The sequence below is a fragment of the Furfurilactobacillus sp. WILCCON 0119 genome (assembly GCF_053471565.1).
Map to the genome: position 1 here is coordinate 309275 of NZ_JBPCCV010000001.1, position 25174 is coordinate 334448.

Below are 25174 nucleotides of genomic sequence, written 5' to 3' on the forward strand. Positions count from 1 at the left end.
GAAAGGAACGCACGATGAATACAAACAAGAAAAAATTCCGGCTTTTTGATGCCGTACTGATGGCCGTTGTGGTCGTGTTGGTGGTTGAATCCGCCGCACCGGCTGCCGCCATTGGACCATCACAATTCTTTTGGTGGATCTTCCTTCTGATTCTCTTCTTCATCCCGTATGGGTTGATCTCGTCAGAATTAGGAACGACCTACGTTGGCGATGGTGGTTTGTATGACTGGGTCAAACAAGCATTTGGTCGCCGGTGGGGCGGTCGGTTAGCCTGGTTATATTGGCTGAACTACCCGTTGTGGATGGCGAGTTTGGCGGTGTTGTTCGTCGAGGTGGCCGCCCAAATCTTCGGTCTGCATTTAAACGTCTTCTGGCAGATCATCATTCAACTGGGGTTTGTCTGGACGGTGGTAACACTGGGAAACAAGCCAGTTAGTGAGAGCAAATGGATCATGAACCTCGCCGCGTTTGCCAAAATCTTTACGATTCTGGCCTTGGGGATCATGGGCATCTACTTTGCAGTGACAAAGGGGGTTGCCAACAACTTCAGTGGGACAAACTTACTCCCAAAGTTGAACCTGTCTAGTCTAAGCAATCTGTCCGTTATTATCTTTAACTTCTTAGGGTTTGAGGTCGTTGCCACCATGGCTGACGACATGGACAACCCGAAGAAACAAATTCCCCAAGCCATCATTTATGGTGGGATTCTGATCGCTTTCTTCTATCTATTAGCAGCCTTTGGGATGGGTGCCGCCATTCCAACAAACAAGCTGTCTGCTTCATCTGGTTTGATTGATAGTTTCGTTCTGATGATTGGCCACATGAACTGGTTTGTTATCATCATTGGGATCATGTTCCTCTACATCTTGGCGTCCGAAATGATTTCATGGGCGCTCGGGGTCAATTACGTCGCAAATTATGCGGCCAAAGACCATTCCTTGCCCGCCATTTTTGGGAAGGAAGACGCAAAGGGAATGCCCGTTGGGACGGGTTATCTAAACGGCATCGTGGCCTCTGTTTTGGTCATTGCCTCACCATTTATTCCTAATCAAAACATTTTCTGGGCTTTCTTCGCTCTAAACGTGGTTGCCTTACTGCTGTCTTACACGATGATGTTCCCAGCATTCTGGAAATTACGGAAGAGTGACCCTGCCCGTGAACGGCCGTTTAAGGTTCCTGGTGGTAAAGTGATGATCAACATCATGACCTGGGTGCCTGAAGTGCTCCTGATTGCCACAATTCTCTTATCAATTCTGCCGTTAAACGGGTCCAGCGATGAGCTTAGCAATAAACTCCCAATCCTGATTGGCACAATTGTTGCGGTAGTTATCGGTGAAATCGTGGTCCGGGTTGCTGAACATAAAGAAGTTCAAGCAATGGTAAAACCAACGAGTAACGGAAAGGAACATGTTGAATAATGAAAACTTTAACGAGTACACCTAAACAAGATGGTTACCGGATGCCCGGTGAATTTGAAGAACACACTGGTGTGTACATTATCTGGCCAGAACGGACGGATAACTGGCGCAACGGGGCCAAACCCGCCCAGCACACGTTTGTGAAGGTTGCCGAAGCCATTTCTCAATTTGAACACGTCACGGTTGGGGTCAATGACGACCAGTACGAAAACGCCCGAACCATGTTGCCTGATCAGGTGGAAGTTGTGGAAATTTCCAGTGACGATTCATGGGTTCGTGACTGTGGTGCAACGTTTGTGAAGGACGACAAGGGCGGCTTGCGGGCCGTTGACTGGACGTTCAACGCTTGGGGCGGCTTGGTCGATGGGTTGTACTTCCCATGGGATAAAGATGACCGCGTGGCCCAAAAGATGGCTGAACAAGAGCGCGTTGACCGGTACCGTTTGGATGACTTTATCCTTGAAGGTGGCTCGATTCACGTTGATGGGGAAGGCACCCTGATCACAACCGAAGAATGTTTACTTTCGAAGGGTCGCAACGCCCAATTATCAAAAGAACAAATCGAAGAAGTCCTGAAAGAACACTTGAACCTGGAAAAGGTCATCTGGTTGAAGGACGGGATTTATAACGATGAAACTAACGGTCACGTGGACAACATTGCTAACTTTGTTCGTCCTGGTGTGGTTGCCTTAGCCTGGACTGATGATGAAAACGACCCTCAATACAAGATTTCAAAGGAAAACTTGGACATCCTTGAAAATGCAACGGATGCAAAGGGTCGTAAAATCAAAGTTGTGAAGTTGGCTGTGCCAAAGCCTGTTCTCATCACGCAAGAGGAAAGTGAAGGGGTTGACGCCGTTGACGGAACGTTACCGCGTCAAGCCGGTGACCGGTTGGCTGCCAGCTACGTGAACTACTACACGGCTAACGGCGGGATCGTGTTCCCAACGTTTGGTGACCCAGCGGATGAAAATGCCCAAAAGGTTCTGGAAGAACTCTATCCTGACCGCAAAGTTGTCGGGGTTCCCGCTCGTGAAATCCTCCTTGGCGGTGGGAACGTGCACTGCATTACGCAACAAATTCCAAAGGCATAGGTGACAGCAATGGCAGGTAGAAAAATCGTGGTTGCCCTGGGCGGAAACGCCATCTTAACGGATGACGCCAGCGCACAGGCCCAACAAGAAGCACTTCGGAAAACGGCAGCGGCCCTCGTTCATTTTGTGGCACAGGGTGATCAACTGGTCGTTTCCCACGGGAATGGTCCGCAAGTCGGGAACCTGTTACTCCAACAGGCGGCCGGTGCGACGGCAACTAACCCCGCAATGCCCATTGATACTGCGGTCGCAATGACCCAGGGGAGCATTGGTTACTGGCTACAAAACGCATTAAATGAAGCGTTGACTGAACAGGGGTTAAGCCAATCTGTTGCAACGGTGGTCACCCAGGTGGAAGTCTCGCCAACTGATCCCGCCTTTACGGATCCATCAAAGCCAATCGGTCCGTTTTATACGGCCGATGAAATTGCGGATCAGCGAGCTGCGCACCCAGACTTTACGTTTGTTGAGGATGCCGGTCGTGGGTTCCGGCGGGTCGTGCCATCACCGAAGCCAATCAACGTGGTGGAAGCCGACGTTGTGAACCATTTGGTTGATGACGGCATCATTCCCATCAGCGTTGGTGGCGGTGGGGTGCCCGTTGTGAAGGACGGTAACCGTTATGTGGGTCGTGAAGCCGTTATTGATAAGGACTTTGCGTCTGAAAAGCTGGCTGAGTTGATTGACGCGGACTTGCTGATCGTGTTGACAGCGGTCGATAACGTGTATGTCAACTTCAATAAGCCTGACCAAAAAGCACTCACGGATGTTACGGTGAGTGAACTGGAAGCCTACATTGAAGAAGGTCAGTTTGCCCGCGGGTCCATGTTGCCAAAGATTCAGGCAGCCAATGACTTTGTGGCGCACAGTGCGAACGGAAAAGCTGTGATCACATCCTTGGATAACGTGGAAGCCTTTTTGACAGACGGTTCCGGGACCATCATTAGTAAATAGTTTGTAAAAGAGTTGAGGATGCAATCCGTAATGGCGGTGGTGACACAGTTAAGCCATGGTTAAGGGATTGTTGAATCAACTCTTTTTTTATGGGCAGTTGTCCAGTATGCTTAATTTATCAGGAAAGTTCAGGAGGGTTCTTATGAAGAACGTGATGAAAACGACTGCCAGACGGATGGTGGCCGAGTTCGAGCGCCAGGCAGATGCGTACATGATTTGGCCGGAACGACCAGACAACTGGCGCAACGGTGGGAAGCCCGCTCAAGCAGCCTTTGCACGGTTGGCAAGCTTGATTAATGAAGTTGAACCGGTAACAATGTTGGTTTCGAACAAACAGTACCTTAACGCCCGAAAGTGGTTGCCAAAAGGGGTCCGGGTGGTGGAAATGAGCGCTGACGATGCGTTTGTTAAGGACACTGGGCCCGTGTACGTCGATGAAAACGGGCGGTTGGCCGCAACGGACTTCGGGTTTAACGCATGGGGCGGCTTACTGGACGGCTTGTACTTTCCGTGGGCAAATGATCAATTGTTGGGACAAAAGCTGGCGGAGTTAAACCGGGTGCCGTACACCGTGAACCATGAGTTAATTATCGAAGGGTGTGCCATCATGACAGACGGCCAGGGCACGCTGATCACGACGGAGGATGTGTTGTTATCAGAAGGCCGGAATCCTGGCTTCACCAAAGCAGAAGTTGAATTTGGGCTAAAACAGGAGTTGGGGATCAGCACCGTTATCTGGTTGAAACATGGTTACTTTTTGGATGAAACCAATGGGGACATTGATAACATGCTGAACTACATTCGCCCAGGCGAAGTGGTGTTGACCTGGACGGAGGATGAGGCCGATCCCATGTACAGCATTGTTCGAGAAGCGGAGACAACCCTGTTAGCCGCTCGTGATGCACAGGGGCGGAAACTGGTCATTCATCACCTGACCATGCCAGCTGCTCAACACGTGACACAAGCAGAAAGTCAGGGGATTGATCCAATTAATGGATTGTTACCACGGTTAGCGGGACAACGGCTCTTTGCCAGTTACGTCAACTTTGTGACGGTCAATGACATGATCATCGTGCCCGAATTTGACGATGAACAGGACGCGATCGCCAAGGCGACACTGGCCAAGTGTTTTCCGGACCGGCGCGTTGTTGGGTTTGATGCACGGGAAATGATCTTAGGTGGTGGCAACATTCATACAGTGGTGCACACGCGGCCAGATGCCGCAGCGTTTGGGGGTTAAACACATGAATTTCTTTGAAATCGCGAGTGCGCATTTGAAAAGCCTCACCGATAATGAACGGAAACTCTTTGATTACATCGTGAAAAACATGAACGATGTAAAGGGGATGTCAATTCGTGAAGTCTCAGCCAAGTGCTTTGTCTCCACGGCCACCTTTTTGCGGTTCGTTCGTAAAATTGGCTTTTCTGGTTACAGTGAACTCATCACTGTACTGAAATTCACCACGCGCGATGCCGTCATGACTCAAACCGCGCATCCTGAAACGCAGTTTGTTGTGCCACAAAAGAACTACCGTGAAGAATACCTAAAAAACATCGAGGAAACCGTTCACGTCTTGCGGCCAGAACTGCTGCACCAAATCACCGCAAAGATGAACACCATGCATACACTGTTCATCTTTGCGACTGGTATTAGTAAAGGGGCAGCCCATTACATTGCGGATCAATACCGGCTGGCCGGATTTAACGTGGTCTTTCCATCGGATCGCTTATACAGAAAGGCGGCCATTGGGCACATTGAACCTGAAGACCTTGTGCTAATCATTGATTACAGCGGTGAAGAACCAGAGTTCATCAGCCTCATTCAGCAATTAACGGATCACCGACCGTTACATCCCATGATTATGTCCATCACAGGTGCAGATAATAACGCGATTCAGAACCTTAGTGATGCCAACCTATACACCTTTGTTGATGAGGTTACTGGTCCGCAAGGGGCAACCATCACTTCACGCGTGAGTGCAGTGGTCCTAATGGAATTAGTCTTGTACCAATGGTTGGAGGATCAAGGAATATAAGTGGTCTAAATAGATAAGTAAAATATTTGTGCTATTTTTTTACTGGAAGCTGACTTATTATAAAGAAAAGGTAAAAGAGTATAGATTTTAAAATCGATGACTGAGGTTAAAATAATGCCTAAAAAAACAACGATTACTGATATTGCAGAAGCAGCTGGAATTTCTGTAACTACTGTGTCACAAATTTTGAATGGAAAAGGTGATAGATTTAGTGCAGTCACCCGCCAAAAGGTCTTAGGGTTGCAAAAAAAATGGGCTATCACAATACAAATAACGATCAACCATTTGAGGCTAAAATTACGATTGGAATGATTGTCCCTGATTTGGATAGTCCGTATTATCGTGAACTGATTCAGGGTGTTCAATTAGGAGTGAAAGCGCATTTTGCAGAGCTGTCAGTAGAATTTTCAGATGATTCTAAGGGTATCGGATATCACATTAATGAATTTATGGAACGTCCAGTCGATGGGATTATCGTTTGTGGAAACAATATTGATTTGGCCTATGTCCAAACTTTATTGATAAACACAGGGCTACCGACGGCTATTATGGACCCAGAACAAGATTCGGAATCTACTTTTGCAATCGATGAGTTAGAGGCAGGTAGCAAAGCGGCCGAGTATTTATTAGATAACGGTCATCGTAAAATCGCTTTATTAATGAAAAAAGGTAATAGTGAAAGTAAACTCCATAGAATTACAGGTTTTACTAATGGGTTAAAAGAATATCATTTGGATTTAAACCCGTCGCTATTTTTTGAACAACGTGATGAATCAAAAGTGAGTGGGTTCGATGCAGCAAAGCAAGTTATTGATAGTGGTGTGACTGCTGTTTTTGCATTTTCCGATGAATTGGCTGTTGGGTTAAACCGTGGATTACTTGCTCATGGTAAAAGAGTGCCAGAGGATATTTCTATTTTGGGCTTTGATGATATTGAATTAACGAGGTATGTTCAACCTGAGATGTCAACGGTTCACCAACCGCTTGAAGAAATCGGGAAAGCACTTGCGAATGAGCTATTTCAAACTAAAAACTCAACAGAAGGCAATAAAAGACAGTTTAAAGTCGTTCTTAAAAAGAGAGGTAGTATAAAACATATATAAATTTATCAATCTTTAATGCTCTGGGTTTATTTAAAAACTCGGGGCTTTTTATTTGGTAAAAAATGAGTAAAAATTAGAAAACGATGAAAACGCTTACGACAATGGAATGTCTAGTAACGCCGTGTTAACAAAGCACTCTTCGAATTTTATAAATGTAAAATCTAGGTAAAATAAAAGCGTTTTCAAAAAGCCTTGTTGTCATTCAATGTTTGTTGTAAAAATAAGTTGTAGTAATTTTTACTAGAGGTTTACTTGCACTTATTCTTAGGAGGACGATTAACATGGATCAAATGAAGATAGCGTCTACTGAGCAGGCAATGCAGTATTTTGAAACGGATCGTGAAATTGTTTCAGCGTTAGATACTGATTTTGTTGACTCAGCAGCAGTAGTGGTAATGTCAACGGAAGTTGATGCTATCAATGCAGTTAATGACACCAAGTTTGGTGTTCCTGTATTTGTACTTGCAGATGAAAATGCCACAATTGATGCCGGAATGATGGCAAAGATTTATCATATTTTGGACTTAAATAACAAATATGATCACCAACTATATAATCGTGAAATTGAAGCAGCTGCAGCAAAATATGAAGAAGGCGTGTTACCTCCATTCTTTAAGGAATTAAAATCCTATGTTGGCCGTGGTAATATTCAGTTTGACTGTCCTGGACATCAAGGAGGACAGTATTTCAGAAAGCATCCGGCTGGCCGTCAATTTTATGATTTCTTTGGCGAAAATATCTTCCGCTCAGATATCTGTAACGCTGATGTTAATTTAGGGGATTTACTGATTCATGAAGGCCCTGCAATGGCAGCTGAAAAGCATGCAGCAAAGGTTTTTAATGCGGATAAAACATACTTTGTTATGAATGGAACGACAACCTCAAATAACATTGCGATTACAGCAGCAATTGCTCCTGATGATCTTGTGTTATTTGACCGGAATAACCATAAATCTGTTTACAATGCAGCGTTGGTTAAAGATGGTGGTCGCCCAGTTTACTTAGAAACATCTCGTGACCCTTATGGCTTTATTGGTGGAATTTACTCACGTGACTTTGATGAAGACTATATTCGTAAGCAGGCTGCTAAAGTCGACCCAGAAAAGGCTAAACAAAAACGGCCATTCCGGTTAGCTGTTATTCAATTGGGGACTTACGACGGTACCATTTATAATGCTAAGCAAGTTGTTGAACGAATTGGTCACCTGTGTGATTACATTCTCTTTGACTCCGCCTGGGTTGGTTACGAACAGTTCATTCCAATGATGCGTGATTCATCACCACTATTGCTAGACTTAGGACCTGAAGATCCTGGTATCTTGGTTACTCAATCAACACATAAACAACAAGCTGGGTTCTCGCAGGCCTCACAAATCCATAAAAAAGATTCTCACATTAAGGGTCAGAAGCGCTATATCGATCATAAACGTTTCAATAACGCATATATGCAATATGCTTCAACATCACCTTTCTATCCATTGTTTGCAACGCTCGACATAAATGCAAAGATGCAAGAAGGAGAAGCCGGAAAGAAGCTTTGGCATGATGCATTGGTTACTTCGGTTAATGCTCGGAAGAGCTTGATGAAGAACGCAACCATGATCCGTCCGTTTGTTCCACCAGTTGTCAATGGGAAGAACTGGGAAGACGCTGACACAGAGAAGATTGTTGAAGATATTGATTACTGGCGTTTTGAAAAGGGTGCTAAGTGGCATGCCTTTGACGGTTATGAAGACAATCAATACTTCGTTGATCCAAACAAGTTCATGTTAACAACACCAGGAATTAACGTTCAGACCGGAGAATATGAAGATTTCGGAATTCCTGCTACGATTTTAGCTAATTATTTACGCGAGCACGGGATTATTCCTGAAAAGAACGATCTTAATTCCATCTTATTCTTAATGACTCCAGCAGAAACGCCAGCTAAGATGGATAACTTAGTTTCTCAAATTGTTAAGTTTGAATCATTAGTGAAGGAAGACGCTCCATTGGAAGACGTTTTACCATCACTTTACGAACAAAACAAAGAACGTTATGCAAATTATACGATTCGTCAACTTTGTCAAGAATTACACGACTTCTACAAGGGTAACAATGCTAAGGAATATCAAAAAGAAATGTTCTTAGCAGATTACTTCCCAGAACAGGCAATGACACCATATGATGCTAACGTTGAATTATTGCACAACAATGCAAAACTAGTCGCATTGAAAGATATTGAAGGTAAAATTGCACTTGAAGGTGCGCTTCCTTACCCACCTGGTATCTTCTGTGTTGTCCCAGGTGAAAAATGGAGTAAAGTTGCCCAGACGTACTTCTTGATTTTGGAAGAAGGAATTAATCGTTTCCCAGGATTTGCACCTGAAATTCAGGGTGTCTATTTCGAAAATGAAAATGGCAAGACAACAGCATACGGTTACACGTATGACGCCGAAAAGAAATAGGACCAGAAAAGCATGGTTAAATAATCATGCTTTTCATTAAATAAGGGAATCGAGGAAACGTCATGGCACAAGAAAAGAAAAAAATGAGTGTGGTTCAATTAACCATCATAACGGCCATTAATATGATGGGTTCTGGGATTATTATGCTCCCAACTAATTTGGCGCAAGTTGGGACGATGTCAATCTTATCCTGGATTGTAACCGCCGGGGGCGCAATGTGTTTAGCCTATGCATTCTCTAGAGCTGGAATGTACACTCGCCACTCTGGTGGGATGGGTGGTTATGCCGAATATTCTTATGGAAAAGCTGGTTCTTTCATGGCCAACTATACGTACGGGGTGTCACTAGTCATTGCCAATGCTGCGATTGCGATTTCAGCGGTTGGGTACTTGGATGTGCTGTTTAAGCTGCACATGTCACCAGTTGAAGTTGCCATTGCTACAATTATCACTCTGTGGTTAGCAACGGTTCTTAACTTTGGTGGTGCACGAATCACTGGCCGGATTAGTACGTTTACGGTTTGGGGCGTGATTATTCCAGTGTTGGTCATTTCGATTGGTGGGTGGTTCTACTTTAGTGGGCATCTATACGCCGCTTCATGGAACCCACACAACATGGGCTTTTTCACTGGGATTAGTCAGTCAATCTCCATTACCTTGTGGGCCTTTCTGGGATTGGAATCTGCTTCTGCAAACATGGATTCCGTTGAAAATCCAAAGAAGAACGTGCCAATTGCTGTGCTTGGTGGGACGATTGGTGCCGCAATTATGTACATTATTTCAACCAACGTTATGCAAGGAATCGTACCAAATGCAAAGTTAGCCGCTTCAAACGCACCATTTGGGGTTGCTTTTAGCCAAATGTTTACGCCAATGGTTGGGAATATTGTTATGGGATTAATGATTATCTCATGTTTTGGGTCCTTACTGGGGTGGCAATTTACAATTGCAGAAGTGTTCCGTAGCTCTGCACATGAAGGATATTTCCCGAAGATTTTTGGTAAGACTATCGGTAATGGAACTCCCCTGGTTGGGATGATCATTATTACATGTTTGCAATCGTTATTGGCCTTAATGACAATTAGTCCATCACTTTCTAAACAATTTACAATCTTAGTTAATTTGGCGGTGGTTACAAATGTTATTCCATACCTGCTATCAATGGGGGCGCTTAAGACAATGCAACTCGACGCAGGAGTTACGGCGTCTGCCCGACGGACGACAAATATTATTGCAACGATTGCATCAATCTACAGTTTGTATGCATTGTACGCAGTCGGTGCTGAAGAACTTGCCTACGGTGCGCTTGTAACCTTTGTGGGCTGGACCTTATATGGCTTTGTATCTCATAAATATGACTTAGAAAAAAATGAAGCCAAGGTGTAGTTAAACGATAGAGAAGAGTGGGTCGATTAGGTTCGATTCATTCTCTTTGTGGTTCAAAGGAGGTGTAAAGTTGGCTGATAAAAAAACACCAGTTCTGACGGTAACGGGCGTACAGACACTTGGAAACCGATGCTTACAGGCAGACTTAGCTGCTTTTAATCACCGCTCTGTTTATGGAGTATCAATTATTACTGGAGTTGTTACCGAGGGTTTAAATCCGTTAGAAGCAGAAATTTCGTTACCAGGAACAGCAATCACTCGACAATTTGGTGAAGTGTTTCGAAATTTCGATATTAAAGCGTGTAAAATTGGCAGCTTGCCCAACTTAGAATCCATTATTGCTGTTGAACGAGCTTGTTCTGATGGTGCTGTTGGCCCGGTTGTCCTTGACCCATTCCTTTTTAATGAAAATCATAAGTTGATATTAGATGAGCAGACGCTTTTGCAGTACGTCAAACGGTTACTGCCGATTACAAGCGTGATTACGCCAAGTGTTGAGGAAGCTGAAGCGTTAGTCGGATTTCCGATTAATTCAGATGAGGATTTGATCCATGCAGCAAATGAATTGCGCGGTTCAGGTGTTCGCAATGTCTTTATTACGGGAGAACATAAATCGGAAAATCCTCAGGTGATTCATGATTATGTGTTGCTTCAAAATGGCGACGACTTCTGGTTAACAGGCGAGTACATTAAAGATGTTACAAATGTTGGTGCCGGGGATACATTGTCTGCGCTTGTTGCGGCTGGTTTGGCGAAGAATGATAATGTTGAAATGGCATTACGAGATGCTAAAGAGTTCGTAACAGTAGCATTAAAATCAGTTGTTCAAGTTAGTAAAGCAGTTAAAGCACTTAGTTATTGAAGAGGATATTCAGTGCTCAAATAGCGTCCAGCGTTTGTCAGATATAGTCTGACAAACGCTGGACGTTATTTGTCTTTGGTAAGCCGTTATTTGACGCGCAAAATTGATTAATATTTATTTTTAATAATATTTTTGAATAATAGCATGTGTACAAGCATATAGCGCAAATGTGTTATCATTCACAATCGTGTGCTACAATTTATTTGAACAACATTGATGTTAAGGAGGAGGGGTTATGGAAATTTCAGCATTTAAGCCAATTATTAACGATGAGACAGAAGTGACATTACCGCAGATTGGCGCCATTAAAGTAACAACACGTAAACTTGGAAGTGACTTTTATCAATTTGACATTGTAACATCTGACGATAAGGTCCAAGTGGTTGAAAAGGTGATCAACGATCATTGCATGCTCCATATCCACGAAATTCCTGTTATCGCAGCATTTTCAGATTAGGGAGGGTGAATAATGGAGAAGGTAACCATTCAAGTTGGCGATTACACCTGTATAGGGACAGTTGCTGGCAACGGCATTGAAGTCATTGATCATCGCTATGCCATTAGTGAAGCCGCTTATGATGAAATTCTTCATAATGCTGGACCAACGATTGATGTTGATGGGCGGACCTATGAACTATGGAGTCTGAGTAGTTTGGACATCCGTTATCCCGGTATGCCAGCGTTCTTCATTAATGTCTTAAAGCAATCCTGATGTTTCTGCTAGTGCAATTATTTTTATATTCGGATCCAACAAAAGGCCATGTTCATGCGAACATGGCCTTTTGTTGATGGCACATAAAACCCCCGTCTTCGGTAAAGGACGGAGGTTCAGGGTTAATGTTTGTAATGTGTGCGTTTCTTAAAACGGAAGTAGCCGATTCCAGATAGGAGCGTCACCCCAAGTAACATGAGCATTTCAGCAAAGCCTGCTGAGCGCTTGACTGTTTGACCAGTACTTGGTAATTCAGCGTGTTTTGCGGCTAATGTTCCGGTACCAGAGTTACTGCTAGAAGAGTTACTCTGTGCAGGAGCGACCGTAGTTGTTGATTGACTTGAACTGGTGGCATTACTGACAGTGGATGACTGAGTGTTACTATTAACGCTCGATTGATCGGCGTTTGTTGTTGAACTCATTGATGAAGAGCTGCTTGAACCGTTCGATCCAGGGGTCGAGCTCGTTGACGAGGAACTACCACTGTTGGAAGACGAACTTGAGCTAGAACCTGAACTACTTGACGAGCTGCCGGATCCGCTTGAACTTGATGAGGACACCGGATCGTAGTTGACAGTAACAACGTTTGCACCAACGCCATCTTTGCTAACAACGTATGATGTCGGTTGGTTTGCAACAACGGTGTAGCCCTCAAATATTGGTTGGTCAATGGTGATGGTCCGGCTAAACTTCGTTGCGACCGTCTTTGTATCAAGTGTTTTACCATCGGTAGAAACATACTTGATTGTGACCGTTTCATCGTTTGGAATTAACACGCTATTGAACGTGGTGGTTAGGCCGAGTTCGTCTTCTGTGACAATACTAGGATTTTGGTTGTTCAATGCGAGGAATCCATTGACTGAATCGACATTAAGTGAGGAAAAAATATCGGCGTAGGATTGTGTATCATCGCCAGGGAACTTAACGAAGGAGTTAACGGGATCGATGGTGTACCCCGTGTAGTCCATTAACGGCAAAATGGTCTTGTCATCAAGCTGAAAGTTAGTGACGACCGGCTCTGGTGTCTTTCCCTCAGAATCTGAATTTGACCAAGAGTAGATAAATGTTTCAACAGTTGGGTCTGCCCGAGCGGGTGAAGCCACGGTTGAGAAGACTAACAGTGATAAAAACATGGTCAGGGTAACTGCGAGCAGCGGCTTGAATGTTTTCATATCCTTTCCCTCTCCTAAGAAGTATTTGTATAACAACGAAACGATAAATTAAAAGTTATCTTGATGATTAATTAAGTATACATGATGAAAAATGGGTTCACAAAAGTTCTTCCTCGTGAACGTGTCTATTTATGGAAAAAGTTAAGGTCCTTGATAAAACGGTATCAATAAAAGCTAATTCAAAATGTGGTGGGAGAAATGGTGAGGGTTAATGCAAATGGTTCAGACAATAGAATATTTTACGCAGTTAATTTATTTCTAATGCTACCAAAACTTTTTATTTGACGTACAAACGAAGGTGTCTATAATATTCATTGTGCAAAACGTTTTGTGCCAGGTTGTTCATTATGTCAAACGAATATCGGAGAGGATTAGAACATGTCAAAGAAAATTGTTTTGGAACCTGCTGCTCAGGAAGTTAGTAATGATAGTAAAGCGCACCCAAGAATTTATGAACTGGTGCCCACTAAGGGGCGTGAAGTCCTGGAACAGGCCCAGTCAACCGACGTTGAAAAGGCGCCCGCTACTGATGATGTCGTCGAGATTTCGACAGGGGAATGGGGCACGATCAACGTGCACTTCATCCGCCCAGTCGGTAATGAAGGCACATTGCCCGTTATTTTTTACATCCACGGGGCCGGTTGGGTCTTTGGGAGTGAACATACGCATGACAAATTAGTCCGTGAGTTGGCTGCGCGGACGCAGGCCGTGGTGGTCGTCCCAGAGTACACCCGGTCACCAGAAGCGAAGTACCCAACGGCCATTGAGCAGAACTACGCCGTTTTGCAACAGTTGCCAGACTTTGCGGCAGCCCATCGGTTTAATGTTGATCAACTCACGGTCGCTGGGGATTCTGTCGGAGGGAACATGGCCATTGTCATGACCCTCATGACAAAGAAGCGCCAAGGGTTGCCAATTCAACAACAATTGTTGTATTACCCCGTAACGGACGCCAACTTTGAGACCGAATCATACATCCAATTTGCAGATGGTTATTACTTAACGAAGGCGGGGATGGAATGGTTCTGGAATCAGTACACAAACGTTCCAGCCGAGCGCGCAGAGATCACGGCCTCACCATTGCGGGCAACGCTTGATGACTTGAAGGGGTTACCGGCAACGATGATTTTAAACGGTGAAGCGGATGTGCTCCGTGATGAAGGAGAAGCCTACGCAAACAAATTACGTGAGGCCGGTGTTCCCGTCACACAAGTACAGTTCCAAGGCATGATTCATGACTTTGTAATGTTAAACTCACTTGATCAAACGCACGCTACCCGTGCTGCGATGGACCTTTCAACGACCTGGCTCAACGAAAGAAATCACGCGTAAGATCAAAATGACATTTAACCAGGATTTTTCCTAATTACACGCCATTTTGATGACCGATAAACGCCGCCAGTATCGTGTTTAGGCACATCTGTATGTGTGTGCATAATTGAGCGATATACTTACCCATGCAAAACATTAACTTTGGAGGCGTTCGTTATGGATATACAGAAGTTCCGTGTGATTTTGGATGATGTCATTGAAACCGTGGTCCCAGACGTGGGGCCAATTCGGGTGATCACCCGTAAACTTGGCAGTGAGTATTATCAATTTGATATTACGACAGCCGAGGATCGCTTTAGTGCCGTGGAACAGATCGAAAATAATCAGTGCATCTTGCACATTAATAACGTCCCAGTATTAGCAGCATTTGTAGATTAAAGTGAAAAATTGAGAGACGGTTAGCCACGATGGCTGACCGTCTTTTTTGTGTTGGTTGGTAAAATGCGGATGAAAAGTCGGAATGGTATCACGTTGAATCTTTGAATCGAGATAGAGATGAAATGTTATACCGCGCCCATTTTGAATGATTATGGGTCATGGTTTTACATCCGGGATGCCATGCAGATGATATACTAGTTCTTAAGGAACCTACCATAGGAGCAATGGCAGTTTTTGGCCACTTTGTTCTCTGCAATTGGGTCGCTCAATAATAATTTCTAGGATGGCTCACGATGAATCGACACCTAACCCTCAAAAAAATCTTGATCATGGCCTTTCTGATCAACACGATCTATAGCCTGATGTGGCCGCTCAGTACGCTGTACCTGACGACTGAGTTTGGCCGCTCGTTGACACAAATCGGGCTAGTGCTACTGGGCTATTCCGCAGCCAACGCGCTCGGCAGCATGGCGGCGGGCGCCTTGTTTGATCGCGCAAATCTGTGGTGGGTGGTGATGAGCGGTCTGTGGGGTCTTTCCACGGTAGGACTTATTGGTCTTTTGTGGCACAGCCTCGTTGGATTCACCGTTTTCCTAATTTGTTTTGGTTGGGCAACTGGTTGGGCACTGACGACCCAGTACGCACTGGTCAGCTATTTAAACGCCGGTCGGGATGCACGCCATGATTTCAACGTGCTGTACCTGTGGATCAACCTCGGCCTTGTGGTGGGGACCGGAAGCCTTGGTTTATTGTATCGGGGCCACGGGGTCACCATGGTGATGATGGTCATCATTGGCCTTGCGGTGGTCGCAGCATTGGTGGGGGGCCGTTTACCCCGTCAATTGCCACGCTTAGCAGCAACTGTCACAGATGATGACGCACAGGAGCAAGCAGCTACCGCGCCATCCGCGCAACAAGTTCCTGTCGCCCGGCCAGTCGGTCAGCTATTTATTGCCATGTTGATTGTCTGGTTGGCGTATTCCCAGTGGATGACCAATTTGTCGGTTTATGTGGTTCACTCCGGCTTCACGGCCGGCTTTTATAGTCGACTGTGGGTGATTAATGGCATCGGGATCGTTCTTGTGCAGATGACGTTGTTACGTCATCCCCACGTGTTTCGGCATGTGATGACCCAAGCACGCTGGGGTGTTTTATGCCTGGCCGGGTCGTTTGCCCTTTTGTTAATGGGGCATGAAGCAGTCATTTTCATTGTGGCGATGTGCTGTTTAACACTGGGCGAAGCACTGTTTGTGCCGGCAATTCCGGTGTTGGTGGATGAACGGACAACCGTGGCCATGAAGGGGCGCAACCAAGGGTTTATCAATGTGTTTTCCTCGTTGGGAAAAGCTGTTGGCCCACTTATTGGTGGGGCATTCATTGAGGGCGCCGGCTATCCGCACGTCTTTTTTGGGGCGGTGGTATTGCTATTGATCGCTGAGGGTACATTGTGGTGGCAACGCCGTCCTCATGGGATTAAAGGATAAATGATTTAACGCCAAAAGCGCCAACAGGTTTCATCGAGAGGATGAGCCTGTTGACGTTTTTAGTTTGATTAGGATTACTTGGTTAAGCGGTCAATGGCGTGATGAATTTCAGCGTCTGTCGCTGGGTATTCAAGCGCAACGGGGACGTCTGTCGGTAACAGGGTAAGCGCCTTTTGCCAGTCAATGACCCCGGTATCCAGAGCAGTAACGCTGGGTTTACCATCTTCAATGGTCACATTTTTAACGTGGATATAGCGGGTGAATGGGGCCAATTCGGAGGCCACTGTCAGTTCGTTTTCAGCCACGAACCGCCAGTTGCCAAGGTCGAAGACGTATTGAATGTCAACGCCGGCTGCTTTAGCGGCGTTAAGGAACGTCAAAATGTTGGCAGAACTGCCACTTTGGACGGTTTGATCATTTTCAATGTTGACCTGAATACCGGTTGCAAGCAGTGGCCCAAAGTCAGCAGTAAGGTCGCCCTGGTAGTGGGCAAAATCGCCAATGTTTAACTTAATGGCAAACATTCCCATGGCCTGAGCTTCATCAAAGTATTGCTTCAGATTCGGATTTAACTGGCCACCGTCCAAAAAGAGGACTTCTGGAACGCTATAGAACAGTCGTAAGTGGTTGGTATCCGCAGCCGCTTTAATGGCCGGGATCTCCGTCGCAAAATCACTGATGTATTCGCGGCGAATTTCGGCATTACTGATGCCAAAGGTCGGAACCGCAGCGAGAAGTGTCGCCTGTAAGGTGTGTTCATTGGTCACTTGATCCGCAAAAACCAGGGTGTTTAAGACAATCTGTTGGGCATTCATCATGACAACCTCCAAAGTGTGGTTTGAAACACAGGCATCGTAAGCGCTTTCTGAAAATGTGTCAAGCGTCAAAAAGACCCTCACCAAGAATTGATGAGGGTCAAAGCCGTTATTTATCAGCAGGTTACGCTGATTAGTAAATTATTTTGGAAGGATGTTCGTCGCTTCCTCGTTAATGTCAGCCACTTTTCTGAAAATTTCGCTGAAGGACATATCCTCGTAGCTCCGCTCAGTGGGGGCCGTTGTTGCCTTAGTTCCGAACGTTTTGGCTTCCTGCCGGTTAAACTTTTCGATCAAAAAATAGGTGGATAGGTAGGCGGCTAACCGCACTTTAGCGGCCCGTTCCAAGTCACCCGTACCAGGTTGTGGCATTTTTTCAAGGGAGTCGATGAAGTGGTAGGCGAATTTTTCTGGATCAATGAACATTGCTTTGTCGGACATGAGGTAACCTTGCCTTTATTTAAGTTAATAAGCATAAGTTTAGCGGGACTGTGGTATCTGTCAATTATGCACATTTTGTAACGTATCCAAAATCGTGATAAAAGTTGACCGGCCGGCGTTTTTCGTGATTCTAAATGGTTGATTATTTTCAGAATTGTTATAACATGAACGTGAAACCAAATTTCCTATTTGGAAATATTTTATTGCGAACGGAGAACATGATGACAGAGACAACCACCCCGAAACCCTATGGGACCGTGTTAGTGCGGGCCAAAGAGATTATGGACTATTTATTGGCCAATGAGGGTACTCAAACGCTGAAAGAAATTAGTGACGGGGTTGCAATGTCAAAGCCCACAACACTAAAGATTTTGACCACCATGGAAACATTAGGGTTCGTTACCAAAACTGCTGAGACAAAAAACTATTCCCTGGGCATCGCCTTTTTAGCGTACGGGCAAAAAGCAGCAGAGAGTTTTGACATCAAGACATTAGCGGCCCCGGCGTTGACAAAACTTCGGGATGAGACCAACGAAACCATTAACCTTGGCATCGTCAGCGGAACGGATGTCATTCTTCTCGGGAAGTTTGAAAGTCCGCGAAGTGTTAGTTTGAAATCACGGATCGGTGGCCGAATGAATTTGTATTCATCATCCATGGGGAAGGCCATTTTATCCGAATACGATGGGCAGACCATGGCGGACTATCTGGCAACCGTCGATCTTCGCCAAATTGCACCAAATACAATCACAGAATCACGCGTGTTACTTCAGGATGTTGCGGAAGTCCGTGAGCGCGGGTACTCCATTGACGATGAGGAAAACGAACCTGACATCTACTGCTTAGGCTTTCCAATCAAAAAATACGGCAAGGTTTACGGTGCGTTTAGTATCACGACACCAAAGTTTCGGATGAATGACGAGAAACAAAAACAATTTATTATCGCGGCAAAGCAGGCGCAGAGCGAGATCGAGAAAGCGCTTTAGTTGCTGATTTAAAGGCAAGTGCAAAAAAGCACTTGCTTTTTTTGCGCCGCCGTTTATACTTTGGAGTGTTCAAAGCAAATAAGAAATACGGTTTCCAAATAAGAAATAAACGGAGGATTTCACGATGACTTTCAGTATGGTAACGCGTTATGCACACAGCCCAGAGGATATTGATCATTACAACACGGATCAAATGCGGCAGGAATTTTTGATGGAGAAAATTTTTACCCCGGGCGACATTAACTTAACCTATACCTACAACGATCGGATGATCTTTGGTGGGGTCACCCCAACTACCGAAGCACTGGAAATTGTGCTTGATAAGGGGCTGGGCGTTGATTTCTTTCTGCAACGGCGTGAACTAGGGTTCATCAACATCGGCGGTGAAGGGACTGTGACCATCGACGGCAAGAAGGATCACATTGTGACCCATGATGGCTATTACATCAGCATGGGGACAAAGCACGTGGTCTTTGAATCAGATGACGCGGCCAATCCTGCTAAGTTTTACGTTGTTTCAACACCTGCGCACCGTGCTTATCCAAGTAAGAAGTTGCCATACGCAGAAGCCATTGCAATGCCAATGGGTGACCAAGAACACATGAACAAGCGGACGATTCATAAGTACATCGACGCTTCACAAATGGACACCTGCCAACTCCAAATGGGTTACACCGTTTTGGAACCAGGGAACTCATGGAACACGATGCCAGCACATACGCATGCACGGCGGATGGAAACCTACATGTACTGTGAATTTGGTTCAGCGGATACCCGCGTTTCACACTTTATGGGAACTCCGGAAAATACAAAGCACGTGTGGATGGAACCAGAACAAGCCATCGTTAACCCAAGTTATTCCATCCACTGTGGGGTTGGGACGACGAACTATTCATTCATCTGGGCAATGTGTGGTGAAAACCAAACTTACGATGACATGGATCAAGTGGACATGCACCAATTACGGTAAGTCATTCATTTAAAGGGGAAGAAACTGATGGCAGAATCACAAGAAGAAATTAAGCAACGTGCCGACGAACTGAACATGTTTAACATGAACTTCTTCAGTCTGGCAGGGAAGGTTGCAATCATTACCGGTGGCAATACTGGGCTAGGACAGGCCTATGCCGTCGCTTTAGCCGAAGCTGGGGCCGACATTTTTGTCCCAACGTTTGGCACACAAGGCTGGGATGACACCCGTGCGCTGATTGAAGCCAAGGGACGTCGCGTCGAATTTATGAACGTTGACCTGACGAAAGACGGCGTCGCAACCGAAGTGGTTACCAAGGCGGTTGAGACGTTTGGGCACCTTGATATTCTGGTCAATAACGCCGGGATGATCAAACGGAATCCGTTACTTGAATCGACGGATGCAGATTGGGATGCCGTAATCAACATTAACTTGAACGCGGTGTATCATCTATCAATGGCCGCTGCAAAGGTCTTCGCTGAACAAAAGCACGGGAAGATCATCAACATTGGTTCAATGCTGTCCTTCCAAGGTGGTAAGTTCATTCCATCCTACACAGCCTCAAAGCACGGTGTTGCCGGGTTGACCAAAGCCTTTGCCAGTGAGATGGGGGCGTATAACGTTCAGGTCAACGCCATTGCGCCGGGCTACATCAAGACAGCCAATACGGCACCGATTCGCGCTGATAAAGCCCGAAATGACGAGATTTTAGGGCGCATTCCCGCTGGGCACTGGGGTGAAACCTATGAGCTGATGGGCGTTGCCGTCTTCTTGGCCTCAGACGCTTCTAACTATGTCACCGGGCACATTATGGCCGTTGACGGTGGGTACCTCGTTCGCTAATTTATTTAGAACAATAACCAAAATAGATGCAGAGTGGTGAGCTCTGTATTTATTTAGCCATTATTTGTGAAAAAAATTCAAAATAACGCAAAACAATCATTTTTGAAACGAGTTGATATCATGCAGATTAAAAAGCGAATTGATAAAATACCTGGTGGAATTATGATCATTCCATTGCTAGTTGGTGCAGTTATTCACATAGTCTGGCCGAAACTAGACCTTGAACTCGGCGGGGTAACCGGCTCTTATATGCTTGGAACATCGGCCCTGTTGTTTGTGTTCTTTTTCTGTATCGGGACAAGCATCAACCTGAAAGCGTCCGGTAAGATTGCGGCCAAGGGGGCTTCACTACTGATCGTGAAGGTGTTATTAGCAGCTGTGATCGGAATTGCTTTAAACGCTGTCTTGCCAACCGATGGAATCACAACCGGGGTGTTGTCCGGATTCTCTGTTTTGGCGGTGTTAGCTTCCTTTAATGCCGCTAACGGTGGGTTGTACGCCGCCCTCATGTCATCCATCCCGGGCCGGGATGTTGATCTAGCAGCGTACCCATTCTTCAGCATTCAATCGGGACCGTTTTTCACCATGATTACGTTAGGAATCGCTGGAATTGGTGCGTTTCCATGGCAGGCGTTGGTTTCTACATTGGTTCCGTTCGTCCTTGGCGGTGTGCTTGGCGGCCTAGATCCAGACATTCGAAAGATGTTTGCACCAGTGGGGGGCGCGCTGATTCCGTTCTTCGCCTTCACCATTGGGTACAGTATGAACTTTGACATGATCGTGAAGTCTGGGGTTGTCGGCATTCTGATGGGGGTCGCCGTGGTCTTTATTTCTGGCTACGTGTTGTACTTAGCCGACCGTTACCTGGTTCGCTCAGATGGGTTGGCCGGTTGGGCAGCATCATCAACCGCTGGGGCCGCCGTTTCTGTGCCGGTAGTTATCGCGCAAATGGACGCAAAGTTTAAGCCAGTTGCGGAATCTGCAACGGCCATCGTGGCAACGAGTGTTTTAGTTACGGCGATTCTCACGCCAATTGTGACGATGTGGTATTACCGCCGCTTAGTGAAGACAGGCCGGATCAAGCAACAACCAACGGCGAAATCAGTCGATTAATAGCTGGAAGCCAGTGAATCGAAACGATGAACAAGAAAATTCCGCCAAGACTGGTGGCGGTCATTATTGGGGATCGAAATCATGAAAACATTTCTATCGATTATTCAGACACCATCAATCATCATTGCGTTGGTGACATTTCTAGGATTATTGTTTCAGCGAAACAAACCAGCAAAGATCGTGACCGGGACCGTTATTTCGTTCATGGGCTTCACCATGATCAAAATGGGTGGCGCAATTCTGGGGCAGGTGCTAACGGACTTCTCTACGATTTTCAGTCATGCCTTTCACATTCAGGGGGTTGTGCCGAGTAATGAGGCCATGATGGCCTTAACCATCAATAAGATTGGTGGGACAGCGGCAATCATGCTTGTGGCAGCGTTAGTGATTAATATCTTGATGGCGCGGTGGACTCGGTTTAAGAACATTTACCTCTCACTGCAAATGATTGTCTTCATGTGTTTTGCCGTAACGTCAGTGCTCCAGGGCCTGCATTACAGCAAAACAGCAACCATCATTATTGGGGCCATTTTTATTGGCGCGTACATGACGTTCATTCCGTTTGCGTTACGGCACTACAGCAAAAAGGCCATTGGAAACGACGACTACACAATCGCCCACTCTGGGTCGATTGCCTACATTGCCGGGGCCTGGCTGGGTGAGAAGTTTGGGAACAAAGAAAACGACGCGGAAACGGTCGAGCTCAACCAAAGTATTTTGTTCTTGAAGGATTCAAACGTAGCCACCTTACTTACAATGCTGATCCTGTTTTTGGTGGCCGGTCTCTTTGCGGGGATGCCATACGTGGAAAGCGTCGCTAAGGGGCAAGAATTTTGGGTGTACATTTTAACGCAGTCCGCAACATTTGCGGCTGGGCTGTACGTCGTGAAGGCCGGGGTTAAGTTATTCATCAACGAAATTGTGCCGGCCTTCAAAGGTTTTGCTGACGTCTTTGCACCAGGATCAATTGCTGGGGTTGATCCGATGGTTTTGTTCGATAAATCACCGAACTCAGCGTTGATTGGGTTTATCGTGACATTTTTGGTGGGGGTTGCCTGCATCTTTATCTTTCCGTTTGTTGGCCTCCCAGTCATTGTTCCAGGCTTAATGGCCTGCTTTATTACTGGGGGCGCGGCGGCCATTTTGGGCAACGCGACCGGAGGATTACGTGGTGCCATTATTGCCAGTGCAGTCGATGGCTTGTTCCTCGCACTGCTGCCAGCACTAACACTGCCACTATTTGCCTCACTGGGTGTTCACGGAACAACCTTTGCTGACCCAGACTTCACGTCAATTTCCATCTTGATTTGGGGCATTTTTAAGTGGTTTTAACCATCGCGAAAACAACTATTTAAGACGTATTTATAGGAGGATTTCAACATGTTTTACAAAATTGACGACATTAACATGGACACCATTGATGACAACTCGACACGGAAAGTTTTGGCTCATGAAGGTGGGCTAATGTACGCACGTGTGTACTTTAAAAACGCAACGCCAAACGACGTGATCCCACCACACCACCATGTTCATGAACAGGTGACTTATGTTTTGAAGGGTGCATTTAAGTTTGAAATTATGTATCCAGACCACACAGAAGTGCAGGAAGTGCACGTGGGCGATAGCATTTACTTCCCAGCAAACGTCGAACACGGCTGCATTCCGTTGGAAGATGATAGCCAAGTGCTCGATTGCTTCACGCCCCAACGAGACGATTTTCTGAAATAAGGATCTTAGGACATGATTAATCAACATGGAAATGAGATGAAATAGATGAGTGAATTTCTCACGATTGGCGAACCCATGGCCGTTTTAGCGGCACAAGATCCAGATGTAACGTTAACAGAGGCAACCCACTTTGAGAAGTTTTTGGCGGGCGCAGAGTTAAACGTCGCCGTTGGTGTTGCCCGGCTGAATCACGATGCTGCGTACGTTTCGGCGGTGGGGAGTGACCCGTTTGGCCAGTTCATTATTAATGCGGTCCATAAAGAGGGGATTAATACAGATTATCTGACAACAAACGCTGCTTTCTGGACGGGATTTTACCTGAAACAGCGGGTGACACACGGTGATCCCAGCACACACTACTTTCGGAAAAATTCTGCGGCTGCAAACTTTGACATCAAGCAAGTTGAGAAACTTGATTTAAGTGACGTCAAATTGGCGCACCTATCCGGAATCTTTGCGGCACTTTCGGCGGGAGATTTAGCGGCGTTTAAAAAACTGAATCAGCGGTTAAATGATGCGGACATAATGGTAACGTTTGATCCAAACTTGCGGCCGGCCTTGTGGGATTCCACAGAAGAGATGATTCGCGTGACCAATGAACTAGCCCGTCACGGGAACATCGTGATGCCGGGAATTAATGAAGGTGAGATTCTCATGGGGTCACGGGAACCGGAAGCCATTGCGGACTTTTACCTAAACCAGGGTGTGGAGACTGACACGGTCATCGTGAAACTGGGCACGGCGGGGGCCTTTGTCAAACAGCGCAACGGGGGCACGTTCATGGTACCTGGATTCACAGTGGATCATGTGGTCGACACGGTTGGCGCAGGTGACGGGTTTGCCGTCGGGTTGATCACCGGCTTACTTGAAGGAAAATCACTGGAAGAAGCGATTAACCGGGCTTGCGCTGTTGGAGCGTTAGCGGTTCAAGCACCTGGTGATAATGACGGTTATCCAACTCCGGCACAATTAGAAACATTTTATCAATCACAAAAGGCAAAGGAAGGCGTACGTTTATGAAACGCGCAGAATTATTGAATAAACTTGCTCACGTCGGGGTTATTTCCGTCGTCCGGGCAGAAACGCCTGAAAAAGCGGTTAAGGTTGCGGATGCGGTCATTAAAGGCGGTGTAAAGGGAATTGAACTCACCTACACGGTGCCACACGCAGACAGCGTCATTGCAGAACTAGTGGCGAAGTATGCCGGAACAGACGCAGTGATCGGGGCGGGAACGGTGCTTGACGCAACCTCAGCCCGGTTGGCCATTATCGGTGGTGCCCAGTTTATTGTGAGTCCGACGTTTGACCGTGATGTGGCAAAGATGTGTAACCTATACCAAGTTCCGTACATTCCTGGGGTCTTCACGCCAACAGAAGCCCAAACGGCCATGGAGTACGGTTCTGAAGTGGTCAAACTGTTTCCGGGTTCCTTGGCAACGCCAGCGGCCATTCGCGAATTTAAGGGACCGTTCCCATACATTAACGTCATGCCGTCTGGTGGGGTCAATGTAGCAAACATGGCCGACTGGTTTGCGGCGGGGGCCGTGGTTGTGGGCGCCGGTGGTGGTTTGGTCGGCCCCGCAAAAGAGGATGACTTTGATGGCGTGACAAAGAATGCGGCTGCTTACATCGCAGAATATCAACGGATTAAACAATAGGGAGCGAAGACGCATGCGGTTAGGGTTGCTCATATAAAGATTCAGCCTTCGATGACAGTTTTTGAGGCGTACTTCAAAAGTTAACGTGAATATTTTGTTTTCTAGGCGGTAAATTGTCGATATTGAATCGGCGATTTACCGCCTAGTTTCATTTAAATTCGATCGTTATTGGAGTCTCTCATCCATTTGTTCCAATCATGATTTATGGAGATCGTGTTGTTAGCTATAAAGTGGATCATGGGG

At 46.0% G+C, this 25174-nt stretch carries 26 protein-coding genes; 23 read left to right on the forward strand and 3 right to left on the reverse strand.

All coding sequences use genetic code 11. The annotated features are described in order from the left end of the window. Nucleotides 1-14: 14 nt before the first annotated feature. From ACRYI5_RS01695 to ACRYI5_RS01750, 12 genes are all read left to right on the forward strand, one after another. Nucleotides 15-1418, forward strand: a complete 1404-nt coding sequence (locus tag ACRYI5_RS01695; RefSeq protein ID WP_448224053.1) for an APC family permease — start codon at nt 15-17, stop codon at nt 1416-1418. Then, a complete protein-coding gene (gene aguA, locus ACRYI5_RS01700) occupies nt 1418-2512 on the forward strand; it encodes an agmatine deiminase (RefSeq protein WP_448224054.1) in 1095 nt (364 codons plus the stop codon). The genes ACRYI5_RS01695 and aguA (ACRYI5_RS01700) overlap by 1 nt, the downstream gene beginning before the upstream one ends. Nucleotides 2513-2521: 9 nt before the next feature. Next, nucleotides 2522-3466, forward strand: a complete 945-nt coding sequence (arcC, locus tag ACRYI5_RS01705; RefSeq protein WP_407878275.1) for a carbamate kinase — start codon at nt 2522-2524, stop codon at nt 3464-3466. 142 nt (nt 3467-3608) lie between these two features. Continuing rightward, a complete protein-coding gene (aguA, locus tag ACRYI5_RS01710) occupies nt 3609-4706 on the forward strand; it encodes an agmatine deiminase (RefSeq protein WP_448224055.1) in 1098 nt (365 codons plus the stop codon). 4 nt (nt 4707-4710) lie between these two features. Beyond that, nucleotides 4711-5502, forward strand: coding sequence for a MurR/RpiR family transcriptional regulator (locus tag ACRYI5_RS01715; protein WP_407878277.1), 792 nt, complete (start codon nt 4711-4713; stop codon nt 5500-5502). 114 nt (nt 5503-5616) lie between these two features. After that, the gene (locus tag ACRYI5_RS01720) at nt 5617-5814 is read left to right on the forward strand and encodes a LacI family DNA-binding transcriptional regulator (protein ID WP_448224056.1); all 198 of its coding nucleotides are present in this window, start codon (nt 5617-5619) and stop codon (nt 5812-5814) included. After that, nucleotides 5754-6605: a LacI family DNA-binding transcriptional regulator gene (locus ACRYI5_RS01725; RefSeq protein WP_448224057.1), complete on the forward strand. Its 852-nt coding sequence runs from the start codon at nt 5754-5756 to the stop codon at nt 6603-6605. The genes ACRYI5_RS01720 and ACRYI5_RS01725 overlap by 61 nt, the downstream gene beginning before the upstream one ends. A gap of 281 nt (nt 6606-6886) precedes the next feature. Then, nucleotides 6887-9052 carry an ornithine decarboxylase gene (gene speC / locus ACRYI5_RS01730; RefSeq protein ID WP_407878279.1) on the forward strand — a complete coding sequence of 722 codons (2166 nt, stop codon included), beginning with the start codon at nt 6887-6889 and terminating at the stop codon, nt 9050-9052. Nucleotides 9053-9114: 62 nt separating this feature from the next. Continuing rightward, nucleotides 9115-10437 (forward strand): putrescine-ornithine antiporter, encoded by a 1323-nt coding sequence (gene potE, locus ACRYI5_RS01735; protein WP_407878280.1) that lies wholly within the window; start codon nt 9115-9117, stop codon nt 10435-10437. Between the two features lie 70 nt (nt 10438-10507). Beyond that, a complete protein-coding gene (thiD, locus tag ACRYI5_RS01740; protein WP_448224058.1) occupies nt 10508-11299 on the forward strand; it encodes a bifunctional hydroxymethylpyrimidine kinase/phosphomethylpyrimidine kinase in 792 nt (263 codons plus the stop codon). Between the two features lie 235 nt (nt 11300-11534). Further along, nucleotides 11535-11756 carry a hypothetical protein gene (locus ACRYI5_RS01745; protein WP_407878283.1) on the forward strand — a complete coding sequence of 74 codons (222 nt, stop codon included), beginning with the start codon at nt 11535-11537 and terminating at the stop codon, nt 11754-11756. 12 nt (nt 11757-11768) lie between these two features. Beyond that, the gene (locus ACRYI5_RS01750; RefSeq protein ID WP_407878284.1) at nt 11769-12011 is read left to right on the forward strand and encodes a hypothetical protein; all 243 of its coding nucleotides are present in this window, start codon (nt 11769-11771) and stop codon (nt 12009-12011) included. 122 nt (nt 12012-12133) lie between these two features. Here the strand turns inward: ACRYI5_RS01750 and ACRYI5_RS01755 are convergent, their stop codons facing one another. Continuing rightward, on the reverse strand, nt 12134-13183 hold the full coding sequence (locus tag ACRYI5_RS01755; protein ID WP_448224059.1) for a hypothetical protein: 1050 nt from the start codon (nt 13181-13183) through the stop codon (nt 12134-12136). Between the two features lie 378 nt (nt 13184-13561). On the opposite strand from ACRYI5_RS01755, the gene ACRYI5_RS01760 reads away from it, so the two are divergent. The 3 genes from ACRYI5_RS01760 (at nt 13562) to ACRYI5_RS01770 (ending at nt 16377) form a co-directional block, all read left to right on the forward strand. Then, nucleotides 13562-14515 (forward strand): alpha/beta hydrolase, encoded by a 954-nt coding sequence (locus ACRYI5_RS01760; RefSeq protein ID WP_448224060.1) that lies wholly within the window; start codon nt 13562-13564, stop codon nt 14513-14515. 156 nt (nt 14516-14671) lie between these two features. Further along, entirely contained in the window at nt 14672-14893 is a 222-nt protein-coding gene (locus tag ACRYI5_RS01765; protein WP_448224061.1) for a hypothetical protein, read from the forward strand. Between the two features lie 293 nt (nt 14894-15186). Beyond that, on the forward strand, nt 15187-16377 hold the full coding sequence (locus tag ACRYI5_RS01770; protein ID WP_448224062.1) for an MFS transporter: 1191 nt from the start codon (nt 15187-15189) through the stop codon (nt 16375-16377). 74 nt (nt 16378-16451) lie between these two features. Here ACRYI5_RS01770 and ACRYI5_RS01775 read toward each other — a convergent pair whose 3' ends face one another. Further along, a complete protein-coding gene (locus tag ACRYI5_RS01775) occupies nt 16452-17195 on the reverse strand; it encodes a sugar phosphate isomerase/epimerase family protein (protein WP_448224063.1) in 744 nt (247 codons plus the stop codon). Nucleotides 17196-17333: 138 nt separating this feature from the next. Continuing rightward, the gene (locus ACRYI5_RS01780) at nt 17334-17633 is read right to left on the reverse strand and encodes a hypothetical protein (RefSeq protein WP_448224064.1); all 300 of its coding nucleotides are present in this window, start codon (nt 17631-17633) and stop codon (nt 17334-17336) included. 221 nt (nt 17634-17854) lie between these two features. Here ACRYI5_RS01780 and ACRYI5_RS01785 point away from each other — a divergent pair, with 221 nt between their 5' ends. The 8 genes from ACRYI5_RS01785 to ACRYI5_RS01820 all read left to right on the forward strand — a co-directional run bounded on the left by ACRYI5_RS01785 (nt 17855) and on the right by ACRYI5_RS01820 (nt 24931). Further along, entirely contained in the window at nt 17855-18619 is a 765-nt protein-coding gene (locus ACRYI5_RS01785; protein WP_448224065.1) for an IclR family transcriptional regulator, read from the forward strand. A gap of 124 nt (nt 18620-18743) precedes the next feature. Beyond that, nucleotides 18744-19589 (forward strand): 5-dehydro-4-deoxy-D-glucuronate isomerase, encoded by an 846-nt coding sequence (gene kduI, locus ACRYI5_RS01790; protein ID WP_448224066.1) that lies wholly within the window; start codon nt 18744-18746, stop codon nt 19587-19589. A 27-nt stretch (nt 19590-19616) separates the two neighbouring features. Then, nucleotides 19617-20432: a 2-dehydro-3-deoxy-D-gluconate 5-dehydrogenase KduD gene (kduD, locus tag ACRYI5_RS01795; protein WP_448224067.1), complete on the forward strand. Its 816-nt coding sequence runs from the start codon at nt 19617-19619 to the stop codon at nt 20430-20432. Nucleotides 20433-20552: 120 nt separating this feature from the next. Beyond that, on the forward strand, nt 20553-21545 hold the full coding sequence (locus ACRYI5_RS01800; protein ID WP_448224068.1) for a 2-keto-3-deoxygluconate permease: 993 nt from the start codon (nt 20553-20555) through the stop codon (nt 21543-21545). A gap of 81 nt (nt 21546-21626) precedes the next feature. Then, a complete protein-coding gene (locus ACRYI5_RS01805) occupies nt 21627-22877 on the forward strand; it encodes a PTS ascorbate transporter subunit IIC (protein ID WP_448224069.1) in 1251 nt (416 codons plus the stop codon). A 48-nt stretch (nt 22878-22925) separates the two neighbouring features. Next, nucleotides 22926-23273 carry a cupin domain-containing protein gene (locus ACRYI5_RS01810; RefSeq protein WP_448224070.1) on the forward strand — a complete coding sequence of 116 codons (348 nt, stop codon included), beginning with the start codon at nt 22926-22928 and terminating at the stop codon, nt 23271-23273. Between the two features lie 45 nt (nt 23274-23318). After that, complete coding sequence (locus ACRYI5_RS01815) at nt 23319-24293, forward strand: sugar kinase (RefSeq protein ID WP_448224071.1); 975 nt, start codon at nt 23319-23321, stop codon at nt 24291-24293. Beyond that, complete coding sequence (locus tag ACRYI5_RS01820) at nt 24290-24931, forward strand: bifunctional 2-keto-4-hydroxyglutarate aldolase/2-keto-3-deoxy-6-phosphogluconate aldolase (RefSeq protein WP_448224072.1); 642 nt, start codon at nt 24290-24292, stop codon at nt 24929-24931. Before ACRYI5_RS01815 ends, ACRYI5_RS01820 begins: the two co-directional genes overlap by 4 nt. The last annotated feature ends 243 nt before the right edge of the window (nt 24932-25174 follow it).

What these genes read in the sequence shown, in the direction of transcription:
- ACRYI5_RS01780 (WP_448224064.1), bottom strand. Translation starts at nt 17,633, where the DNA reads ATGTCCGACAAAGCAATGTTCATTGATCCAGAAAAATTCGCCTACCAC.
- ACRYI5_RS01770 (WP_448224062.1), top strand. Translation starts at nt 15,187, where the DNA reads ATGAATCGACACCTAACCCTCAAAAAAATCTTGATCATGGCCTTTCTG.
- arcC (WP_407878275.1), top strand. Translation starts at nt 2,522, where the DNA reads ATGGCAGGTAGAAAAATCGTGGTTGCCCTGGGCGGAAACGCCATCTTA.
- ACRYI5_RS01745 (WP_407878283.1), top strand. Translation starts at nt 11,535, where the DNA reads ATGGAAATTTCAGCATTTAAGCCAATTATTAACGATGAGACAGAAGTG.
- ACRYI5_RS01805 (WP_448224069.1), top strand. Translation starts at nt 21,627, where the DNA reads ATGAAAACATTTCTATCGATTATTCAGACACCATCAATCATCATTGCG.
- ACRYI5_RS01765 (WP_448224061.1), top strand. Translation starts at nt 14,672, where the DNA reads ATGGATATACAGAAGTTCCGTGTGATTTTGGATGATGTCATTGAAACC.
- ACRYI5_RS01800 (WP_448224068.1), top strand. Translation starts at nt 20,553, where the DNA reads ATGCAGATTAAAAAGCGAATTGATAAAATACCTGGTGGAATTATGATC.
- aguA (WP_448224055.1), top strand. Translation starts at nt 3,609, where the DNA reads ATGAAGAACGTGATGAAAACGACTGCCAGACGGATGGTGGCCGAGTTC.
- ACRYI5_RS01725 (WP_448224057.1), top strand. Translation starts at nt 5,754, where the DNA reads ATGGGCTATCACAATACAAATAACGATCAACCATTTGAGGCTAAAATT.
- ACRYI5_RS01715 (WP_407878277.1), top strand. Translation starts at nt 4,711, where the DNA reads ATGAATTTCTTTGAAATCGCGAGTGCGCATTTGAAAAGCCTCACCGAT.
- speC (WP_407878279.1), top strand. Translation starts at nt 6,887, where the DNA reads ATGGATCAAATGAAGATAGCGTCTACTGAGCAGGCAATGCAGTATTTT.
- aguA (WP_448224054.1), top strand. Translation starts at nt 1,418, where the DNA reads ATGAAAACTTTAACGAGTACACCTAAACAAGATGGTTACCGGATGCCC.
- ACRYI5_RS01820 (WP_448224072.1), top strand. Translation starts at nt 24,290, where the DNA reads ATGAAACGCGCAGAATTATTGAATAAACTTGCTCACGTCGGGGTTATT.
- ACRYI5_RS01810 (WP_448224070.1), top strand. Translation starts at nt 22,926, where the DNA reads ATGTTTTACAAAATTGACGACATTAACATGGACACCATTGATGACAAC.
- potE (WP_407878280.1), top strand. Translation starts at nt 9,115, where the DNA reads ATGGCACAAGAAAAGAAAAAAATGAGTGTGGTTCAATTAACCATCATA.
- ACRYI5_RS01755 (WP_448224059.1), bottom strand. Translation starts at nt 13,183, where the DNA reads ATGAAAACATTCAAGCCGCTGCTCGCAGTTACCCTGACCATGTTTTTA.
- kduD (WP_448224067.1), top strand. Translation starts at nt 19,617, where the DNA reads ATGGCAGAATCACAAGAAGAAATTAAGCAACGTGCCGACGAACTGAAC.
- ACRYI5_RS01760 (WP_448224060.1), top strand. Translation starts at nt 13,562, where the DNA reads ATGTCAAAGAAAATTGTTTTGGAACCTGCTGCTCAGGAAGTTAGTAAT.
- ACRYI5_RS01720 (WP_448224056.1), top strand. Translation starts at nt 5,617, where the DNA reads ATGCCTAAAAAAACAACGATTACTGATATTGCAGAAGCAGCTGGAATT.
- ACRYI5_RS01775 (WP_448224063.1), bottom strand. Translation starts at nt 17,195, where the DNA reads ATGATGAATGCCCAACAGATTGTCTTAAACACCCTGGTTTTTGCGGAT.
- ACRYI5_RS01695 (WP_448224053.1), top strand. Translation starts at nt 15, where the DNA reads ATGAATACAAACAAGAAAAAATTCCGGCTTTTTGATGCCGTACTGATG.
- kduI (WP_448224066.1), top strand. Translation starts at nt 18,744, where the DNA reads ATGACTTTCAGTATGGTAACGCGTTATGCACACAGCCCAGAGGATATT.
- ACRYI5_RS01815 (WP_448224071.1), top strand. Translation starts at nt 23,319, where the DNA reads ATGAGTGAATTTCTCACGATTGGCGAACCCATGGCCGTTTTAGCGGCA.
- ACRYI5_RS01750 (WP_407878284.1), top strand. Translation starts at nt 11,769, where the DNA reads ATGGAGAAGGTAACCATTCAAGTTGGCGATTACACCTGTATAGGGACA.
- ACRYI5_RS01785 (WP_448224065.1), top strand. Translation starts at nt 17,855, where the DNA reads ATGACAGAGACAACCACCCCGAAACCCTATGGGACCGTGTTAGTGCGG.